This is a genomic window from Luteolibacter sp., from assembly GCF_039920825.1.
Classification (GTDB): Bacteria; Verrucomicrobiota; Verrucomicrobiia; order Verrucomicrobiales; family Akkermansiaceae; genus Luteolibacter.
Genome location: NZ_JBDSCX010000050.1, coordinates 84,309 through 104,057 on the forward strand (window position 1 = coordinate 84,309; position 19,749 = coordinate 104,057).

The following is a 19,749-nucleotide window of genomic DNA, read 5'->3' on the forward strand; positions in this document are numbered from 1 at the left end:
GGTAATTAGTGGCTCGCGGCTGGCAGCTTGTTCCCGAGATGCTCGTAAAGTATCCGCCGGATTTCGCGGGCATTCTGGGGATTCCGCGTGGCGGTGGTGTGGGAGGCGGGGATCCAATATTCGGATTTCACGCCATCGAGGTGGGAACTCCAGTAAGGCACGACACCGTCCGAACTACCGACACCGGACGCTTTGCCGCGGTCACCAATGATCGAGTGGATGACCGGCTTTTCAGGCATCGGTTGCTTCAAAATCGACACCAGCACCGGTGAATTCACGTCGAGATTGGCGATGCTGGAATGCGACTCGCTGATGACGCTGTGCCCCAGACCGGTGGTGAAACTCAGGATGTTGTTGCTCGCGTAATTGATGGTCGTGAGTGGCAGCCGGATCAGATCGATGGCCAGCATTCCGATCCAACCGTTGGCAATCGGGCTGCCTCGGTGCGGGCCGCAGATGAAGATGACCCTGCTGATGTCCGGGTTCGCTTTGAAATAGATTCTTCTCTGCAACTCGGCCTTCTCCGCTGGGGGCAAGTCCATGTCGCTGATGGGTTTGTTGAAAAACTGGGACCACAGGCTATCGCCTCCGTCCCGGATCTGGAAGTTGGTGAGGTTGCAGCCCATGCTGTGGCCGACCATGACCGTTTCGCGCATTTTCGTGTTGCTGCGCTGGGGGTCGTAAAGTTCCTGGAATGCCTTGAGCCGTTCGCGCAGGGTGGCGGCATTCTCGGCGATCGGGAAACCGGTTGGATAGAAAAAGACGAGGATCTGATAGTTTTTCCGGATGACGGGGTCTCCGTAGCAGGCGTTGATGACCGTTTCCCAGGTGCGCGGACTGGACATGAGGCCGTGCACAAGGATCAGCGGAATGCGGTCGGGACGCCAGGGTTCCAACAGATAGAGTCCTTGCTTCGCGCTGGCCTGTCCGGGGCGGATCAGGCCGAGCCAGCCGACATCGCCGCCCGGAGTTGCTGCGGAAGCGGTGGCGACGGCGGCGGTGAAATCCGCAGCGAGCGGATAGATTTTGCCCGCGAGGGTGACTTTTTCCTCTTCAAGCACATCGTGCAACACCACTTCCGCGCCTCCGCCGCTCCAGTCCAGGGTGGCGGTGAGCGGCACGGCGTAGCCAGTGAGCGGCATGAAGGGTTCCTTGATCCGGCGCTCTTCGGTGCCGTCCCGATAGCCGACCATGCAGCCGCCAACACCGGGCCTCACGTTGACGGTTTCATATCCCCTGACTTTCATGCGACTGGTCGGCGTGAGTGTGTCGTAGTAGTCCGCTCGCTTGATGCCGGTACTGCCGGATTTCCATTTTAACAGATAGGTTCTCAGCGGACCGGCGATTTCCAACCGCTGCCCGTCAGCGAGTCCCTGACGATGGAGTAGCGCGGCGATTTCCCCGGAGCCCAGGTCGAAGATGTCCTCCAGCTTGGTTTTCAAATCGGAATCCGGCAGGGCCAGACCGGGCTCGCTGAGTTCGACGGCGGTGAGTAGATAGCCGAACGCCCGGCTGATCTCTTTCTCATCGTCCCGCAGTCCGGCACCGATGGAAACCTCGGCGGCGGCGAGCCGGACATCAAGTTGCCCGCCGCCACGGAGTTTATCGTTCAAGGCCCGGATCGTGGCGTCCGGATCCTCTCCGGATAGTCCTTCGCGGCGCAAGACGTCGTTTGTGGAGGGGGAGAATCGTCCCCGGTCAAATAGAACCGCCAATCCTGAGCTGCGGGCCACCGGCTCTTTCAACACTTCGATGCCCCGCTGGACCGCGCAGCCGGTGAACAACATCGCCACGGCGAGCGGACCGAGGACGGCTGACAAAATGGGGGAGCGTTTCATGGCTTCTTTGATCACGTGCGGGGCGCGGATCGGGACCGCTATTTTCGATTTCCATTGATACAGATTCTTCCGCGATGGGGAAGAACGTTTGTTAGCGAGGTGGCGGGTGGTGGATTTTTTGCCTGTCGCGCTGCCATCCGGATGATAGTGGTGCCTTCATGAAATTCGTTTGCGTGCTCTGGGGAATCGGTATGATGGCGGTTGCGGCCGAGCCGACGCTGCCGGACCCGGAGGAAGCAGCCTACCCGGCGATCGAACGGTTCGTTGAAGTCCTTGAAACGGTTCGCAAGCGTCACCCGGACGTGGACCGGTTGGCCTACGAACGGTTGGTGAATCACGCGCTGGAAGGCATGCTCGCCAGCCTTGATCCGCACTCGTCATTCATTCATCCGGAAATGGCCACGCAGATGCGGGAGAACAAGGATCTCAATCCGGAAGTATCGTCGCTGGGCATCACGCTGGGGTTGCGCGACGATGGTCCTTACATCGCCGCGGTCGCACCGCTCGGAGCTGCGGCGGTTGCCGGAGTTTTGCCGGGTTCGGGGTTGTTGGAAATCGACGGCAGGAGCACGGCGGGCGTGAAGTTTTCCGATCTGACCGAGCCGCTCCAACGCGCGGCAGGGGAGAAGTCGCGGCTGAAACTCAAATCGCCGGCGGCACCGCAGCCGTTCGAGGTGGCGCTGGTGCATCGGGTGGTCGAACATCGGTCGGTGGTGGAGACGAAAATTCAGGATAAAGCGACCGGTCTTGGCTACGTCCGGCTGGCGAGCTTCGGAGCGAACTGCGCCCGTGAAATGGAAGCCGCGCTCGACGAACTTGAAGACAGCGGCATGAAATCATTGATCCTCGACCTGCGGGGAAACGGCGGCGGGGATTTGAACGAGACAGTGAAAATTCTCGGTCTGTTTCTCCCGCCGGACACCGCCGTCGTCACCACCCATGGCCGTGATGGCGAGGTGAGCGAACCGATGAAAACTCCCGATCGCCAACGCCGGAAACGCGACTATCCGATGGTCGTCCTGCTCGACCGGATGTCCGCCTCGGCTTCGGAACTAACTGCCGGAGCCTTGCAGGATCTCAAACGGGCGAAGGTGGTTGGCGAATTGAGTTATGGTAAAGGCTCGGTGCAAAACATCATTCCCATGGGTGGCGGGACGGCACTGCGCCTGACCATCGCGACCTATCACACGCCGTCCGGAAACACGCCGCATCGGAAGGGGATCACGCCTGATGTGCCGGTGGTGATCGACGATGCAAGTCGCGCGAATTTTATGAAGCGCTGCCAGATCGACTCGCTGGCACCGGAAGAACGCAAAGCCATCGAAGCCTGGCAGGATCCGGTGATGGAAGCTGCGATGAAGGTGAAATAGGCGACTCACTCTTTATGCCATTTCCGCGCCGCGGGATCGAATTTCATGTGATCGATATTTTCCCGTAAGAAGCCTATCAGATCGTCATGCTCGCCCTCGACGAGACCGGCGATCTGCGAGACTTCCGGCATTTCGCCGCGGGCGGCTTGTTCTGCGGTGTAGCGGAAGGCTGAGAAATCACCTTCGCCAGCGGCCCAGAAGTTGAAGGGCTGGATCGGCCCTTCGCGGCGGAACGAGTATTTCCGCCGCAGCCAGCCGTCGTGGACGAAGGCGGGCCAGTCGAAACCGGGTTGGTCACGGAGAAGGGGTTCGAGTTTTTCCACGCCGTCCGGAAGTCGGGCGGAAAGCGCAGCAAGGTCCGAGGACAAGGCGGGGTCGTGTTCGCTGGCTAGAGCGGCGAGAGAATCGGCATCGAGCGGAAGGCGGTCGGCGGCGAATTTTCGCAGCAGTGGGATCGCTTCCTTTTGCCAGCCTCTCGCCACCATGATTTCACCAAGGCGGGGTTCCTTAGGCAGGCGTTCGAGGATGGCGGACTTGTCGGATTCGTCCGAGTGTTTGAGGAGAAAAGGACGAATGAGATTTTCCCAAGCGTCGTCCGACCATGGATGCCGGGCGAGGATGTAGGGCATGGCCTCGCGGGGAAAGGTTGAGCCTTTTTTCGCCATTTCTTTTTGGTGTTCCCAACTTGTGTCGAGTTCGTCTAGCACGGTCTCCACCTCGCCCGCGAGGCCCGGCGGATGCTTCATCTCAAGCTTCGGCACCTCGGCTTCGCGGAGGAAGCGGATGGGCGGTCGCGATTTGTCGGGCATGAAAACCATTAGCTCGGCGTCTTGAAGCAGCTCTTCCCAGCTCCGTTCGTTCCACAAGTAGCCAACGGGGGAATCGAAGTAGCCGATCACATGAATTGTCGTCAGTGGCAGGACCGAGACCGGTGGGGTTTCCTGCCAATCCGAGCTTTGGCGGCGGAAGACATACAGATTGCCGGCGTAGCGCAGGACCATGACTCCCGTCCACAGGTCGTCGATGAGCAACGGGTCCGCCGCTTCGATGTCGAACGCGAGGTCCAGCCGGTTTCCGCTTGGGCGGATGTGCTTCATTTCCACCCGGATGCCGGGTTGTCGCAAGACGAGGCCTTGTTTGGGCTTGAACCGGAAAACCTCGCGCATGCGTGGCGTTGGCGGCGACCAGATTATCCAGTCTCCGACATATTTTCCGCTTGGTGGGAGCAGTTCCTGGATACCGGCGACGTAGTTGCCGAAGTTCATCCCACCACCGCCGCTCCGGTAGAGTCGCTCGCTGTTCAGTAACCGGAGGATCGGCCAGCGTGTCGCCGGAATGAACCAAACCGCGATGCCGGCCAGACAGAGCAGGCCGAAAACGACTTTTTTCCATCGTCCCGCATCGCGGCGAGATATCAGAGCCGCACCCGCCCGTAGGATGAGCGCGGCGAGCAATAGCAAGCCGGCGGCGGGGAGAAAGCTGCAGGTGAAAATGTGGAGCCATTGCCGGGCGTCTGGCGACACCGCTTGTTGGATGATGATGATTCGCAGAAGGAAAAGGGGCAGCAAGGTGGCGGCCAGAACCCCGAAGGGCGCTGTCCAGGCAGCGAGCCGGGAAATCGGCCGGGATCGCCAACCACCCTGCGTCATCAGCACGGATTCCGATGCCATCAGCCGCAGGACGATCCAGCCAAGAGCGATGATTTCCAAACGATCGTAGGCCGGCTGTATCTGGAATCGTAGCTCCAACGGCGCCTGCATCCGGATGCCTCCACTGGCGAAAGCCGCGAGCAGCGCCGCACCGAGCAACCAGAAGGCGAGGATTTCCCAACGGAAGCGCCGGAATGTGGTGCGAAAGGCGTGGAGGTAAGAGTTCATGGCGGGGTTCAGCGAGGGCTTTCGGAAACCAGCACCCAACGGCGGGCGAGGGTGTCGTAGCGGAAATCGGCGGCTTCCTTGCCGGCGAGCCAGGCGATCGTATTACGCCAGTTGTTGGGATTGCCGGGGATTTGGATTACTTTCGGAAGATTTTCGGCGAAGACTCCGACATCATTCGGCGGAGCGGAGTGCCACGCTTTCATGAGATCGGAAAACGCATCGTTCATTCCGTGGGCTGCGGGTAGCAGCAAGCTGGACATCTTCACCCGGGTCTCACCATCGTTCTTCTTAACGACCTCGTGATATTGTTTCGCCAAAGATTCTGTTAGCGCAGGCTCGATTCCCGGCAGCCGTCGCGCCTGCTCGTAAACTTCGAGCCACAGAGGTTGCTTGAGGATCGCCTGATAAGTCGTCGGATCTTCCAGCGACATGGCCATCACCTGACTGTAGGAGTTTTCTCCGATCGCATCCTTGGCGACCATTTCCCGGATTTGCGGAGCAGCTTGTGCCACCCAGCCGCGACGCAGGATCACGTCGGGAATCCAGTTGCCATCGGGGTAGCTGTTCCGCCGGAGAAGAGCAGCGATCACCTCATCGCGACGGTTTTCCGGGCAAGCCAGTGCAATGGCTCTTCCTTCCGGAGTGGATGGAGGGTGAACTCCGCCGCCGCGTGCGAGGATCTGATCGAGATGTCCCGGCAGGAAGTCCGCGATGTTTCGCGAGTCCCAGCCCTGGGAGTCGAATGTGCCGTAAGAGCGGGTCAGCCATCGGTCGAAATCTCGGTCGGTCGCCGTGGCCGGGTCCGGACGGAATTGAAATGGCGGCGGTTCCTGGAAACCGCGCTTGTCCGGCGAGCCTTGCTGATCGTTGATGGTCAGCGGCAGAGTCTCGCTGCGGAAAGATTTCCTCATTGTTGCCAGGTCAACACGTTTGAGCAGAAGGAACCGTGCGGATTCGAATCCTTCCAAGTTCGATTTTCTGCCTTGGATCCGTTCTGTCGCCCAATACATGTTACGGAATGCCATGCAACCGGTCGCGAGCTCCGCTTCGGAAGAGTAGGCGTTATCGAGCAGGTGATATTCGCCGGTTTTGGGAAGATATATCACGGGAATCCACGAGTAACTCGGGAGCCCGTAAAGCCGAGGTGTGCCCCAGGGTTTTGAATTGACATAACAGACATCCGCGACCGGCCACGAGCCTACGAGATCCAGACGGCGGACGTGGACTTTCACACCGTCCACAGTTGCTCCCGCGGGCTGACCAAAGGGAATGTCTAACAGCTTCGCATATCGATAAGCGACTCCCGAGAGTTCCGTATCGAGCGATGCCGTCTTGTAGAGCCCGGGTTCGACCGCACCGAAAAGGTCATGGGATAGCGGGGAGTTCGCGATCTGATCGTAAAACGCGCTGAATTTCACGGGCTCATTTCCCGATGCCACAGCAGCGGACAACGCTTGTCTGTCGAGACCGCTATCGATGCCGCCATATTCGGAGCGTATCACCCTTTGATCCGAATGGCGGGATGAGATCAATTCGTTTCCCGATCTGAGTTCTCCATTCCCCGTGGGAAACCACTCGGCAAAATCCCCAGACCGCAGGCCTTTCGATTTCCACTCGAACTGGAGTTGGAGGACCGGTTGATGATCGTTGTCTCTGGATATGCTGGAAAATCGATAGTCCGGCTCCGTCGTGATGGTGCCGGCCAGCTCCGGACTCGCCAGTACCGGTTCTACCGAGGCGCTCCAATCCGGGAGTTTCGGAACCGCTGCCATCGGAATCGTCGCCGTGGGCAGCAGGGAGGGGATCAATAGCACCCCGATGATGGCCAGCCAGATCCTCCGCCAGGCGTTCATGTGCCGCGAGGTGGAGACAAGCACGCAGCAGAGAATCACAACGGTAAGTGGCGCTTGCGTGTAGTTCCTGTAAATCGAGCGGCCCGAAGAGATCAGCAGAGAAGGGATCATGAATGGGGTGGAGCCGATTCCCAACAACTGCGGGATCATCGAGGACGTGACCACAAACGCAAATACACCGGCGATCCAACGCAGCCAATTCCCGCACAACGCTCCGAAAAGGCATGCGGAGATCAGTCTCGGGAGATGTGTTCCCGCACTGACCAGCAAGGCACGGGCCGAGGCGGCGGGCCCGAATCCATGAACAAGCGACACCGCGGGGACAACCGCCAGCAGTGGAATCACCAGAAAAATAGCAATTCCCGCGACTCTGGCTGCGATGGCTTCGCGTGCTCTAACGGGCCGGCCGGCCGTCCAGCCTCGCGTGTGGAAGCCCAGCGCTGCGGCGAGGAACAAGCTGGCTCCAGTGAGCAACCAGCCGACGGTCGTGTTTGCCCAGTCCGCCATCGGTGAAATTTCGCCCTGCGCCACTAACGTCGATTCAATCGAGCCGTCGCGGTAAAGCTGGATCGGCGAGACCGGCGGGTTGTCGAAATGCCCGGGTGAGAAAGTCACCGCCGGCCATGCCGCCAGAAGAACGAGCAGCCAGACCCCGGCGATCAGCCAGCGCAAACGCCGCCAGTCGGTTTTCAGAAGATGGAGGATGATGCGGAAGTTCATGGCATGGTTGGCGGTTAGACCCCGGCATCGGCATGGCCGGTGCGGACAAGCGTAACGAAGAGTTCACGCAGAGTGAGGCGGTGGACGTCGGCGGGCGGACAATTGGGGAACAGTTTGGCGAGGGTTGCCTCGAGGACTTCCGGATCGTGGGCAGTGTCGGTGAAACGAAGAACGCGGCCGGAGGATTGCGTGGCGATCCAGGTGGCGGGACATTCCGGGAGATCGCCGAAGTCCGTGGGGAGCAGGATTTCCACACGACGGTGCCGCTCTAACAAAATACCCGAATCTTCGTCCAGAACGACCTCGCCGTGGTTGAGAAGCACGACATGATCGGCGAGGCGGTCCACTTCTTCAATATCGTGGGACGATAGCAACACAGTGAAACCTTCCCCGCCGGCGAGTTCTAGCAGACCGGTGATGAATTCGTCACGCACCAGCGGATCAAGGCCGGAGAACGGTTCGTCGAGCACGAGCAGCTCGGGGCGGTAGGCGAGGGCGGAGATGAGCGCCGCCTTCATGCGCTGGCCGCGGGAGAGATGCTTGAGCTTCCGATCACCGGGTAGGGCGAATTGTCGGCGCAGCTTGTGTTCCAGATCGGCGTCCCATTTTGGATAGAGGGGGCGGCACCAGGCGTGGAATTGATCGACGGTCATCCAGTCCGGCAATTCCATTCCTTCGGCGACGTAGCCGAGGCGGGCGAGCTGTGCCGGGCCGAGTTTGCGGGAATCCACACCGAGGATTTCAACCCGGCCGGTGGACGGGCGCAGCAGATTGAGAGCGATCTTGAGAGCGGTGGATTTCCCGGCGCCGTTTGGTCCGAGCATCGCGGTGACGGATCCGGCGGGGATGCTGAACGACGCGTGTCGCAGTGCCACTGAGCGAGGAAAGCGGCGGGTGACCTGATGGAATTCGAGGAGTGCACTCATGGGAAGTTGCTAGGTTTCAGTGTTTAGTTTTCAGCAAGAGACCGACGGACCGCTTCGAGGGTCTCCTCCGGTGAAAGGCCAAGCAGCGAAGCCTGGCGGATCAGATCGCGACAGGCGGAGCCGAGTTGGTTGACGAGTTGTTCGCGCGAGGCCCCGGCCGGTTTCACCACGACCATCCCGGCACCGGGACGAGTGGCGAGAAATCCGGCATCACGCAGCTCCATCACGGCTTTGTGGGCGGTGGTAGGGGAAATCCGAAGTTCTTGCGCCAGGACGCGGACCGACGGGAATTTCTCGCCAGCCGCAATTTCCCCGGTCAATACGGCTCGTTGGACGGCTTTCACGAGTTGATCGGAAACCGGGAGGCCGTCGAGGAGTTGGAAGCGGAAGGGAAGCACGATTGGGTCGAACTAGTGTCAACTGTAACAGTATGAATGATACGGATGGAGCGGATTGGCAAGGCTAAAGTTTTCTGGAGTTCTTGAAGCAGTGGGATTTCCGGTCCACCTACACGATGGGAAGCGGAAGAGACGAGCTTCGCGCCGGGCTTTCTCCGCGCGCATCGGTTTCGCGGACAAGACATCCACGGCCCTTTGTGGACAGAATGTCCGCACTTCTTATTAGACAAAAGAAAAGCGCGCGTTGGATATCCCCCCGGATCTCGCAACGCGCGCTTTTTTCTGGGCCATCTGGCGGGGCCTTGTCCGATTGACTTCCCCCCGGAGATCAAGATCGGAACACTGGGCCCAGCTTTTTGAGGCTGGAGTTTTGAAGGAGGCGGACCTCGCTCAGAACGACTTCAAATTACCTGAAGATCAGGAGATTGGAAGGAATTTTGGGGCCCGATTCCGGCCAACTGGTCCCAAAAACGGCCACAAGGCGTGTTTTCCGGGTTGGAATTCAGGATTTCCGAGAAATCAGGGCAAGGCACTGGTTTCACTCGGGCTTTTCGACGACAATGCGTGGGAAAGCCGGTTGTGGCTTCCCGATGACGTGGCCGTCGGGAAGAAGTCCCCAGTGGAGATCGGTTAGCTTGAGCGTGGTCAGTCCCGGGAGATTGAGCTGCTCGGCGAGCTTCGCGGTGATCTCCGGCAGGATGGGGGAAATCAGGACCGCGACGTGCGCGACACTCTCTGCGAAGTGATAGAGGATGGTGGCGACGCGGTCCTTGTTTTCCGGATTCCTGTTGAGTTCCCACGGTTTCATGCGTTCGGCGTATTGATTGCAATGAACGACATGGCGGTTGAGCGCTTCGAGGCCTTTGGAAATATCGAACTCGTCCATGGCTGCCTGATAGGCGGCGGTGGATTCCGTTAGAGATGTCCGCACGGCGATGTCTTCCGGCTCCAACGGGCCGACGTTGTGGAGAACGCTCTCGGTGAAACGCTGGCTCATGTTGAGCGCGCGATTGCAGAGGTTGCCGAATTCGTTGGCGAGTTCGGTGTTGTAGAGCATGATCAGCCGCTCCATGTCGAACTCGGAATCCTTGCCGGTTACGATGTCGCGCATGAGGAAATAGCGCAGCGCCTCGACGCCGAATTTGTCGGCGAGTTCCGCGGGATCGACGATGTTGCCGAGGGACTTGGACATTTTCACCCCGCCGATGCCGTTCCAGAAACCGTGGACTAACAGCCGCGGCATCTGGGCGTCGCTGAAGCCCATGGCGTGGAGCATGCAGAACCAGTAGATGCCGTGGGCGGGAATCAGGATGTCCTTGCCGATGACGTGAAGCGGCCGATCCGACCAGATTTTTTCGAACTCAGGCAGGCCGGCGTCCGGCGCAGCCTTGTAACCGGCGAAGGAGATGTAGTTGATCAATGCGTCGAACCAAACGTAGGTGACGTAGTTTTCATCGAACGGAAATTCGATGCCCCAACGCAGTCGTTCCTTCGGGCGGGAAATACAGAGATCGATGCCCGAGTTTTTCTCCAGCGCGTTGAGCAACTCGGATTTACGGAACGCGGGGATGATGATGTCGGGTTGGGCATCGAGGAAGCCTTTGAGCCAATCGGTGTGGTCGCTGAGTTTGAAATACCAGTTTTCCTCCTCGATCTCGACGACCTCGCCCCACTCGGGACCAAAGTTGCCGGCCTCGTCACGATCGCGCTCCTGAAGAAATTGCTCCTGCCGGACAGAGTAGTGGCCGGAGTGGGATTTCTTGTAGAGCTGCCCTTGCTCCTTGAGCTCGGTGAGGATGGCACCGACACAGGCCTGGTGACGCTTGTCGGTGGTCTCGGCCCAGCCGTCGTAGTTCACGGAGAGCTTCTCCCAGAGTGCTGAAAATTTCCGGGTGGTCCCAGCCACGAATTCTTCGGGAGTGATACCCTCCTTCTCGGCTGATTGCTGGACCTTCTGGCCGAACTGATCGACGCCCGTGAGGAAATAAACCTCGTCGCCCCGTAACCGGCGGTAACGGGCGATCACGTCGGCAAGCACCTTTTCATAAGCATGGCCGATGTGGGGTGAACCGTTGGTGTAGTCGATGGCGGTGGTGAGGTAGAACATGGGAAAAAGTGAGAAAAAAGAGATGCAACAGGTGGCGGGGAAAGGGAATCACAGAGTCGGGCGATTCGGCAAGGGCGGGGAAACAATAAGGAGGGCGGGACTTCGGCCCGCTTGGTCGATGAAAAGAGAAAGGGATGGGCTTCGCTCGGGAATTTTTCCTCGCACCGTCTTGGTGGGCCACAGTCCCACCCTCCTTATCTCACCACTTTCCCGCCGAGCGAGAGGATCCGGGCATTTCCCTTGGCGGCTTCCGCTTCAGGGATGTTGCCGTCGCGGACGTACATCTGCGAGAGGCTGGTCCAGGCGAGCAGGTCGTTGGGCTGGAGGGTGACGGATTGGAGGCCGCAGCCGATGGCTTCCTTGACGTGGCCGGTTTTCAGAAGGGCCATGCCGAGGGCGTGCCAGCCGTCAAAAAAACCGGAGTCGAGAGCGACGCAGCGCCGATAGAGCGCGATGGCTTCATCGAACTCGCCAACGGCAAGATAGCCGTTGGCGTCGTCGAAAAGATCCTGCAGGTCGTCGGACATGGATGACAAATGCGGCGACCGGTGATCGCCACGACTCAGTGCTTATAGAGCGTCTCGACCTTGGCGGCTTCGATACGCTCGGCGATCCAGGCGGTGAAAGCGATGGTCTCGTTTTCGCTGGTGCGGGCAGTTACCTCGCTGTCGATTTTAGCGGCGGCGTTTTCTTCCTTCACGACTTCGCGCTTGGCGACGTAGAGGATGAAGGCGCGGTCGGACTCGGTGATGACATCGGCGATGCTGCCGGGATCGAGGTTGCGGGAGGCTTCGAACAGGTTCTGCGGCTGGGTGGCACCATCGGGACGGGAGGTCTTGGTGATGGCGGTAAACGCCTTGGTCTCGTTGATGCCGGCTTCCTTGGCGGCGTCAGCGAAGGATTTTCCGGCGGCAAGCGATGCTTTGATCTTGGTCACGTCCTCGTTAGCGGCGGTTTTGAGGGCTTCGGCGGCCTTCTCGGAAATGTATTGGGCACGGGCATCGTTGCGAGCCTCCTCATAAGATTTCGGCCGGGATTTCTCCTCGCCGTCGAGGCGGGCGACGACCCACTGGTTTTCACCGACCGGGATGGCTTCCGAAATCTTCGAAAGAGGATCGGAAGTTTCCGTTATGCGGAAAAGTTGATCCGCTGCTTTGCCGCCCTGACTGGAGAAACGGACGGTTAGATCGAGATCCTTTGGCACCGCGCTCAGCGGGAAGAGTTCGGAAGTTTTGATCTCCCACTTGTTAGCCTTGGCGAGTTCCTCGAAACCACCGCCCTTTTGTTCTTCCAGTTTATCGACGAAATCGGAAACGAGGGTATCGAGCTCAAACTGTTTCTTACGGCGTGCCTCGGCCATCTCGGTGGCGTGCTTGGCTTTTTCCTCTTCCTTCTTCTTGGCGTTGGCCTTCTTCACTTCGTCGCTGGCGGTGGCATCGACGATGGTTTCAGGAGCTTCGGCTTTGTCAGCCTCCGGATCGACGACGACTTCCGGAGTCGCGATGATGTAGGTGAACTTCCGGCGTGGCTCGGTGGTGAATGAATCGGAAACGGTATCCCAATACTTTTTGATCTCCTCTTCGGTCGGTTCGATTTTCGCTTCGAATGGAGCGAGGTCGAGTTTGGCGACCTCACCGCTGACCTGTTGGCTTTCGAGAGCGAGGTTCTTGGCAACCGCATCGCGATCCACGGACAGGCCGGAACCGACGATGGCATTAAGCTTCTTCATCGCGAGGACGTCGGCGGCAAGCTCGCGAAGATCCTTCTCACCCATGCCGAGGCGGCCCATGCCACGGTCGATGAAATTGCGATAGTTCTCGGCGCTGAATTTCTGATCAGGGCCACTGAAGACCCGCAGCGTGCGGAGGAAGTCGGAGATTTCCTCATCGTTCGGATAGACGCCGTAGTCTTCCTTGGCTTGATGCAAGATCATGCGGCCGACAAAAAATTTCTCGGGAGCGTCATCCTTGCCGGTGGCTCCCGAGGACAGGCCCATGATGAATTGATAGAGGCTGTAGTCGCCGGATTGAGCCAGCATTGACGCCAGCTCGAACGAGCCCGCGCCCAAGCTCCGGTATTCCTTGTCACTGTAAGTCCGGCCCGCGATTTTGAACATGCTCTTGCCGCCGCTCATGTTCCGGACGGAACGCGTATCGAGGAAGAAAAAGCTGATGAACAGGATCACGAAGGTCGCGATCATCAGGCCGGTGTATTTGCGGAGGTTCTCAATCATGAAATGGTAGGGCTTGCCTTGGTTGGGGCGCGGCGAGTTAAGAGGGTGATTCGCACGGCTTCAATCGTAATTGTGTCGGGCGAGGCGGGGAGTCTCTCCACCCGCTTGCCCGCCTCAAGGCGAATTTTCAATGGATTTCAAATGACTTGCGAGCACCCCCTGCCAGATTTTCGCCGGATTCGGCGGAACGTCGCCCGGGTCGTAACGCTCGCCGAGCTGCTGGAGAGTCCGGGAAATCGCTCCCGCAGGCGCATTTTGCCCAGCGTAGTTCCAGACGATCAGCGCCTCGCCCTCGCCCTTGACGACGATGGAATCTCCGTCCGGCGTCACGTCCGACTCGAACGGCAGCACCCAGGCATGGCTCGCCAGCCCTTCCTGCGGGGTCAGGATCAATTGCCGCCGGTCCTCGATTTTCACCTTGCCCCCGGCCTCTGCTCCCAGCGTCACCTTGAACGAAAGCGCCCCCGGCTGGTTGGCGATCAGGTGGATGAAAACCGCGTCATCCGCCCGGCTGCAAATCACCGTCCGCGTGATCGACGTGGTGCCTGCTCGGGAAACACTCCGGACCCGGCCATCTCCGACATGCACCGCCCGCTCGAAACCGACTGCGGAAGGAGCCTCACCCAGCCAGTCGATCGTAAAAACTGCGTCCTTCTGTTTTTCGAAAATCCCCAGCAACTCGTTCGCCCGATCTTCAAGCCCTGCCTTTTTGCCAGAAAAAGGCGCAGGCAAAAAAGCCGCCCGCAGCCGCGTCTTCGCCGGCGAATCCAGCACCAGCGCCGCCCGCTTCTGATTCCAAACCGGCAGCGCATCCGTCCAAACCTCCGACGCGCCGCCGATTTCCATCCAGCCGTCCTCCTCTTTCGCCGCCAGGCTCAGGCACGACGCGAGGATCAGTAGAAATTTCAAAACGGACTCCATCGGGAAAGGGAGAAACACTTCCCGAGGCCCGCTGGAAATGCAACTCCGGTCAGTCTGCGCCAAGAATCTAGCTTGCCCCATGGCGCAAATGCGGGTTCCTTGACGGACTTTATGAACTTTCGCTGGTTGAACGCAATCCTTTGGGGGAATTCGGTGGCTTTGTCGTGGATGTGGGGGCTTGGACTGTTCTTCAGCGTGCAAATGACCTTCATGTTCGGCCTCCAAGGCCTGCTGATGTTCGCCATCCCCAATGCCCTCGGCCTGATGCTGTTCGGCCTGCTCACGGACAACGTCGCGAAAAGCCACAGCGGCGGACAGGAATCGCTCGCGATCTTTTTCGACAAGTTTTCGAAACCCTTTCGGCTGATCCTCTATCTCTATCAGATCGTCGCCCTCTCGCTGACGGTCTTCGCGCTGGTGAAATACCTCTTCGTCCCGCTCCAGCTTGCCACCGGGCCGCTGCTGGCGATGTATCTCTGTCTGATTGTCTTCGTCATCCTCGCCGCGGGCTGCTTGTTCGGCGAGGAATTCAACATCACGAAAATCAAGCTGAGCCACGCCCTGTTGGGCGGGATTCTAGCAATCTGCGTAGGCGTCATCCTCTTCAATCTAAAACCCCTCGTGCCCGAGCCCTTCCAGTGGACCTCGCCATTCCAGGACATGTGGCGCGGCGCACGGTTCTACGGCTACGCCATCCCGCTTGTCATCGGCCTGCTCGTCGGTCCGTGGCTCGACCTCCAGCATTGGCAGCGAGCCATCCAGATCCACCGCGAAAAAACCTCCATCCGCGCCAGCTACTTTTTCGGCGGCTCCATCTTCTTCCTGATGCTGTTGTTCCACGGCAGCCTCGCCATGTGGGTAATGAAAGCGGATCCCGGCCATTTCGCCGTCACCGAGGGACTGGATAAATTCAACTACGCCCACGACCTGGTTACCCAGTATTTCCAACGCAACCCCGGAGCCGGCGGCATCATGCGCATGGCCTACTTCATCTTCCTCGGCATCTGCGCCCTCACCACCCTCGATAGCGGCTACGTCGCCTTAAAATGGTTCCTCGAGAAAAACGTCGAGAAAAGCGACAACATGCTCATCTCGCTGATCCCGAAACAAATCCTCGGCTCACCCGTTCCCACCTTCCTCATCATCGGCGGCATCACCCTCATCGGCATCCTCGCCAAGCTGCAGCTCGAATACTTCATGGTATTCTACGCATCCTTCTTCGTCGGCTACGCCGCCCTCGCCATCGCCCGCTGTTATGTGCCGAACTCCCAACAGCCGCTGCCGCAGATCCGCATGTTCATGATGTCCAGCGTCTCGCTCGTCATCTTCGCCTTCGGCTACATGAGCAGCCAGACGGTCTGGCTCATCGCCGGCTCCATCGCCCCGCTCGCCTACGTCATGTGGCTCGTCTTCAATGCCGACCTCCTCCGCGTCGTCACCGAGAAAGCAGGGGAGGTGATGGAAGCCGCCTCGGAAATCCCCGCCATCAAGGCCATCACGAAAACCGCCAACGTCGTCACCAGTTCCGACGTCGTCGCCCCGCACGACCACCACGCCCTCGGCGGCCACTTCGAGGACAAATGGTTCGTTTATTCGATGATCGCCACCTATCAGGACACCAACTCCGTCGGCAACGTTTACTTCGGCATGTATGCCCTCTTCGTCGGAAAAACCCGCGAGCTCTTTTTCAATGTCGCGATGCCCGACTTCGATCTCAAGACCACCAAGTTCTACATCCTCACCCGCTCCTTCGAGCATAAGTTCGTCCGTGAGGCCCGCGAGTTCGACACCATCACCATCAAGATCAAGGTCGCCGACTTCAACCGCAAGTTCTGCACCCTCGAACACCAGATCTTCGGCTCCGAAAACGAGCTCCTCGGCAAAGGCAAACAAAGCCTCCTCTTCGTCTCCTCCAAGGACTACGCCCTCCTCGACATTCCCTCGGAGGTCTATCAGGCGTTCATGAAATACCTGTAATCATCCTGTAGCGGCGGTCTGCGACCGTCGCAATCCACCTCTCCATCCCGGAGGGATCACAGCCGTTAGCCCGGGGTCGAGCGAAGCGACCACCCCGGGAACCCTCCCGGAAATGAATCCGCACCCCGGCAGGGGTGCCGGAAAGGCCGTTGGCTCTGGCGACTGGCTCGGCTCTTCTTTCATCCCAGCGCCGCCTATGAAGCCGGGTCGAACCCGAAGACGCGCAACTCCTGATCGCAGCGGCAAGCCTTCGCGATGCGTGCGGCCCAAGCCACGGCCTCATCGCGCGAGGGCAGTTCCAGCACGGTGAAGCCGCCGTTGAGAGGCGGCGCCCATGGGTAGCCGCCTTCGGCCACCGCGCCATCGGCCGAGACGAGGGCGGGCGGCACCGCTTCATCGATGCCGCCACCAAAGACATAAACGCCGGCGGCTTTCGCCTCCTCAATGACCGCGTGAGAGTCACGGACCACCGCCTCCCACTCGCCGTCGGGCACCACCATCGCCGCGCTCGGAAAGGAAATGAGATACTTGGCCATGGGGCTCTTTCTTTAGGGTTGAGGACAGACGCCGCGGAGTCTCTTGCTAAACGTTTGAGTGGTGGAAACGGCGAGATCAAGCTCCGATTCGAAGATGGTCGTTATGGTCGGCTGCCCATGATGGATCATGGCAAGAGCCCGGGCAGTTCAAATGTTAATGGAATCGAGCGGAAGAAATCTGGCGCAATGCTTGTTAGCTGGGACTCGTATGATCGCTTCCGGCATTGAAACACGAGTGATAGGATCGCCAACGACCGCTTTGCTTGTGGGGGAGGTGGGGTAACCCGAATTATTCAGGACAAGGCTTCGAGCCCGTGGGTCAGTCAGGCCCCCACCTCTCTTGCAGGCTGTTTGAGACCGAACCGTAACCAGGATCTGCAAATCCGTATCGCACGAGTCAGGTCGCCAGCAGCCCTGCTTCCACAAGTCTTCGTCGGTCACGCGTGAACCAAACCAATTCCACCATGAATCCGCCCGAAATCAAGCTCACCCATGCTCTCGGCATCGACATTGCCAAGGCCACCTTCCAGGTCGCCCTCATGGCCCGTGATCGTCCTGATATCTATCAGGAGAAGTCTTTCGACAACACCTCGAAAGGTCACGCCGCGCTGCTCAAATGGCTCGGCCAACAACGTGTCGACATCACCCACCTGCACGCCTGTATGGAAGCCACCGGCCCCTATGGCGACGCCCTCGCCTGTCGGCTCGACGGAAAGCTGGCCCGCCTGAGTGTCGAGAACCCGCGTCGGATCAAAGGCTACGCCGCCTGCCGCAATCAACGCAGCAAATCCGATCCGGCCGACGCCCGACTCATCGCCCACTACTGTGCCAGCCAGCGCCCGCCCGCGTGGCAGCGGCCCAGCGCCGCCCAGTTCAAGATCCGAGCCCTCTCCCGGCGGCTCGACAGTCTCAAAATCCAAATCAATGCCGAAAAGAACCGGCTCGGGCTCACCATTGACCCATTCGTCAAACGCGATCTCAAAGCCCATCTTCAGTTCCTCCAACGCCACATCCAGAGCATCGAGGCGGAACTGCTCTCCACGATCCAGTCCGATGCGGAATTGAGTGCCAAGCACCAGCTGCTTTGTGGAATCAAAGGAGTCGGATCTCTCAGCGGGGCCATCATCCTGGCCGAGCCGCCCGATCTAACTGTCCTGCGGGATGCCCGCCAGCTCGCCGCCTACGCCGGAGTCACTCCGCGGCACAAGCAAAGCGGCACCAGTGGATCGAACTACACGCCAATGAGCAAAGCCGGCTCCTCGAGATTGCGCAAAGCGCTCTTTTTCCCTGCGATGAGTGCGATGCGCTTCAATCCCATCTGTAAATCCTTCGCCACCCGGCTCACGGAGAAGGGCAAGAAATCCATCGTCGTCATCGGCGCGATCATGACCAAACTCCTGCATATCATGTTTGGCATCCTGCGCTCCGGACAGCCGTTCAACCCCAGCCACCTCACCCAACCAAAAACCGCCTAAAAATCACTTGATTCCATCACCGTAACTGACCCTATCGAAGGTCGCCGACTTCAACCGCAAGTTCTGCACCCTCGAACATCAGATCTTCGGTTCCGAGAACGAGCTGCTAGGCAAAGGCAAACAAAGCCTCCTCTTCGTCTCCTCCAAGGACTACGCCCTCCTCGACATCCCCTCGGAGGTCTATCAGGCGTTCATGAAATATTTGTGAGCCCCCCCCCGTATCGGTTTACGATCCGCCGTGCGCTCAATAATTTGGCATTGGTCCGTCCTCTTGTTGCCAATCGACATCTTGAACAATTGACGTATCACGCCCTAGTTCGAGATCGGACAACAGATCTCTGCTAATTTCAGCATTTTCCATAATTTCTTCGATTTTTGCTACCTCTGACTCCCCGCGCATACTCATTATTTTGTCCAATGTTTTGGAGGCTTTCGAAATTAAGCCTTCTTCGTCGAGTCTTTTAACAAGCCAAAGAATATCTCTGGCATTCTGAGACCACAAGTAAATCGCGCCTCTCCACCAAGGTATGCCGATATTTTTAACTATCAGATCTGGCAAGCTTCTCAGTTCTTCAGACACGAGATGCTCTTGAAATCTCAAATGTCCAAATCCTAGATCGCCTCTAAAATTCATTTCTGTAAGCACGTTGCAAGGATCACGGAGTTCCGCAAGAGCCAATTTTATAGAATATTGATCTTGTTTGTATTGGAAATCTTTAGTGAGTAAGGCTAATAAAGAGTCTCTACTGGCCGCTCGGACTGATCGTTCGTGCAGATGTAGCGCTATGCGCTGAGCTGCCTGTCTAATAAATATTCGATCAGATTCAACCCGTGATATTCCTTTGGCAGGGTCGTAGAGTGATAAGAGTAAGTCTAGTCGCTCTTCGTACAGTCGAGCCTCCTGACGAGGAAGCGTTTTGTAGTTGTTTCTTGCAATTTCGCATAGCACTGTAGCAAGTAGCGGATTACGCGTTACTTCCTTTATTTCGGGGAACTTAGCCAAATGCGTTAAAACCACATCAGCGACGTGAGAATCACTGCCTCCCAATATTCCTCGAATAAACGATTGCTGTTGTGAATCAGTGAAAGGACGAATTGTAACTCCGAAAAACGGAAGCAGATCCAGGTTTTCTGCTGTCAGTCTAGAAGATGCTATAATTTGAACTCCCACATGCTTCTTTGAATAGTGTCTAATACCTTCAATTAGCCATGGAAACGGCTTTGCTGCTTCATCCAATCCATCAAGCAAGAGTGTGATTTCAGGGGAGTCCTTTAAGAGGCTTGTTAATGTAAAATGATATCCATTCTCCTCAAAATAACGATCTATAAATCCAACAAATCGATCATAGGGTGAAGCGTCGTTTGTCAATATTGGGCGGTCGCGGATACGACTGAGAGGCTGTCTTAAAAACATCTGATTCCCAACTTTTAATCTGTACTAATCCGGTCATGTATTGGAGAAGCTTGCCATGCCAAGTTATCCTAGCAGCCTGACCGACGCCGAATGGGAAATCCTCC

The 19,749-nt window shown here is 58.3% G+C and carries 14 protein-coding genes; 3 read left to right on the forward strand and 11 right to left on the reverse strand.

Annotation, left to right across the window (positions count from 1 at the left end):
• Positions 1-5: 5 nt before the first annotated feature.
• Positions 6-1,838: a hypothetical protein gene (locus ABIQ96_RS16345; protein WP_348215689.1), complete on the reverse strand. Its 1,833-nt coding sequence runs from the start codon at positions 1,836-1,838 to the stop codon at positions 6-8.
• A 158-nt stretch (positions 1,839-1,996) separates the two neighbouring features.
• Here ABIQ96_RS16345 and ABIQ96_RS16350 point away from each other — a divergent pair, with 158 nt between their 5' ends.
• A complete protein-coding gene (locus ABIQ96_RS16350) occupies positions 1,997-3,208 on the forward strand; it encodes a S41 family peptidase (protein WP_348215690.1) in 1,212 nt (403 codons plus the stop codon).
• A gap of 5 nt (positions 3,209-3,213) precedes the next feature.
• On the opposite strand, the gene ABIQ96_RS16355 is transcribed toward ABIQ96_RS16350, so the two are convergent.
• From ABIQ96_RS16355 to ABIQ96_RS16390, 8 genes are all read right to left on the reverse strand, one after another.
• Positions 3,214-5,085: a hypothetical protein gene (locus ABIQ96_RS16355; protein WP_348215691.1), complete on the reverse strand. Its 1,872-nt coding sequence runs from the start codon at positions 5,083-5,085 to the stop codon at positions 3,214-3,216.
• Between the two features lie 8 nt (positions 5,086-5,093).
• Positions 5,094-7,658 (reverse strand): hypothetical protein, encoded by a 2,565-nt coding sequence (locus ABIQ96_RS16360; RefSeq protein ID WP_348215692.1) that lies wholly within the window; start codon positions 7,656-7,658, stop codon positions 5,094-5,096.
• 14 nt (positions 7,659-7,672) lie between these two features.
• Positions 7,673-8,584, reverse strand: coding sequence for an ABC transporter ATP-binding protein (locus ABIQ96_RS16365; RefSeq protein WP_348215693.1), 912 nt, complete (start codon positions 8,582-8,584; stop codon positions 7,673-7,675).
• A gap of 23 nt (positions 8,585-8,607) precedes the next feature.
• Positions 8,608-8,982 carry a GntR family transcriptional regulator gene (locus tag ABIQ96_RS16370; protein ID WP_348215694.1) on the reverse strand — a complete coding sequence of 125 codons (375 nt, stop codon included), beginning with the start codon at positions 8,980-8,982 and terminating at the stop codon, positions 8,608-8,610.
• Between the two features lie 538 nt (positions 8,983-9,520).
• Positions 9,521-11,089: a methionine--tRNA ligase gene (gene metG, locus ABIQ96_RS16375; protein WP_348215695.1), complete on the reverse strand. Its 1,569-nt coding sequence runs from the start codon at positions 11,087-11,089 to the stop codon at positions 9,521-9,523.
• Positions 11,090-11,283: 194 nt separating this feature from the next.
• The gene (locus ABIQ96_RS16380; RefSeq protein ID WP_348215696.1) at positions 11,284-11,616 is read right to left on the reverse strand and encodes a hypothetical protein; all 333 of its coding nucleotides are present in this window, start codon (positions 11,614-11,616) and stop codon (positions 11,284-11,286) included.
• Positions 11,617-11,651: 35 nt separating this feature from the next.
• Positions 11,652-13,322 (reverse strand): SurA N-terminal domain-containing protein, encoded by a 1,671-nt coding sequence (locus tag ABIQ96_RS16385; RefSeq protein WP_348215697.1) that lies wholly within the window; start codon positions 13,320-13,322, stop codon positions 11,652-11,654.
• Between the two features lie 114 nt (positions 13,323-13,436).
• Positions 13,437-14,243: a hypothetical protein gene (locus ABIQ96_RS16390; protein WP_348215698.1), complete on the reverse strand. Its 807-nt coding sequence runs from the start codon at positions 14,241-14,243 to the stop codon at positions 13,437-13,439.
• 126 nt (positions 14,244-14,369) lie between these two features.
• Here ABIQ96_RS16390 and ABIQ96_RS16395 point away from each other — a divergent pair, with 126 nt between their 5' ends.
• Entirely contained in the window at positions 14,370-16,220 is a 1,851-nt protein-coding gene (locus ABIQ96_RS16395; RefSeq protein ID WP_348215699.1) for an acyl-CoA thioesterase, read from the forward strand.
• 194 nt (positions 16,221-16,414) lie between these two features.
• Here ABIQ96_RS16395 and ABIQ96_RS16400 read toward each other — a convergent pair whose 3' ends face one another.
• Positions 16,415-16,756 carry a transcription initiation protein gene (locus ABIQ96_RS16400; protein ID WP_348215700.1) on the reverse strand — a complete coding sequence of 114 codons (342 nt, stop codon included), beginning with the start codon at positions 16,754-16,756 and terminating at the stop codon, positions 16,415-16,417.
• A gap of 464 nt (positions 16,757-17,220) precedes the next feature.
• On the opposite strand from ABIQ96_RS16400, the gene ABIQ96_RS16405 reads away from it, so the two are divergent.
• A complete protein-coding gene (locus ABIQ96_RS16405; RefSeq protein ID WP_348215701.1) occupies positions 17,221-18,231 on the forward strand; it encodes an IS110 family transposase in 1,011 nt (336 codons plus the stop codon).
• A 244-nt stretch (positions 18,232-18,475) separates the two neighbouring features.
• On the opposite strand, the gene ABIQ96_RS16410 is transcribed toward ABIQ96_RS16405, so the two are convergent.
• Positions 18,476-19,600, reverse strand: a complete 1,125-nt coding sequence (locus ABIQ96_RS16410; protein WP_348215702.1) for a hypothetical protein — start codon at positions 19,598-19,600, stop codon at positions 18,476-18,478.
• Positions 19,601-19,749: the final 149 nt, after the last annotated feature.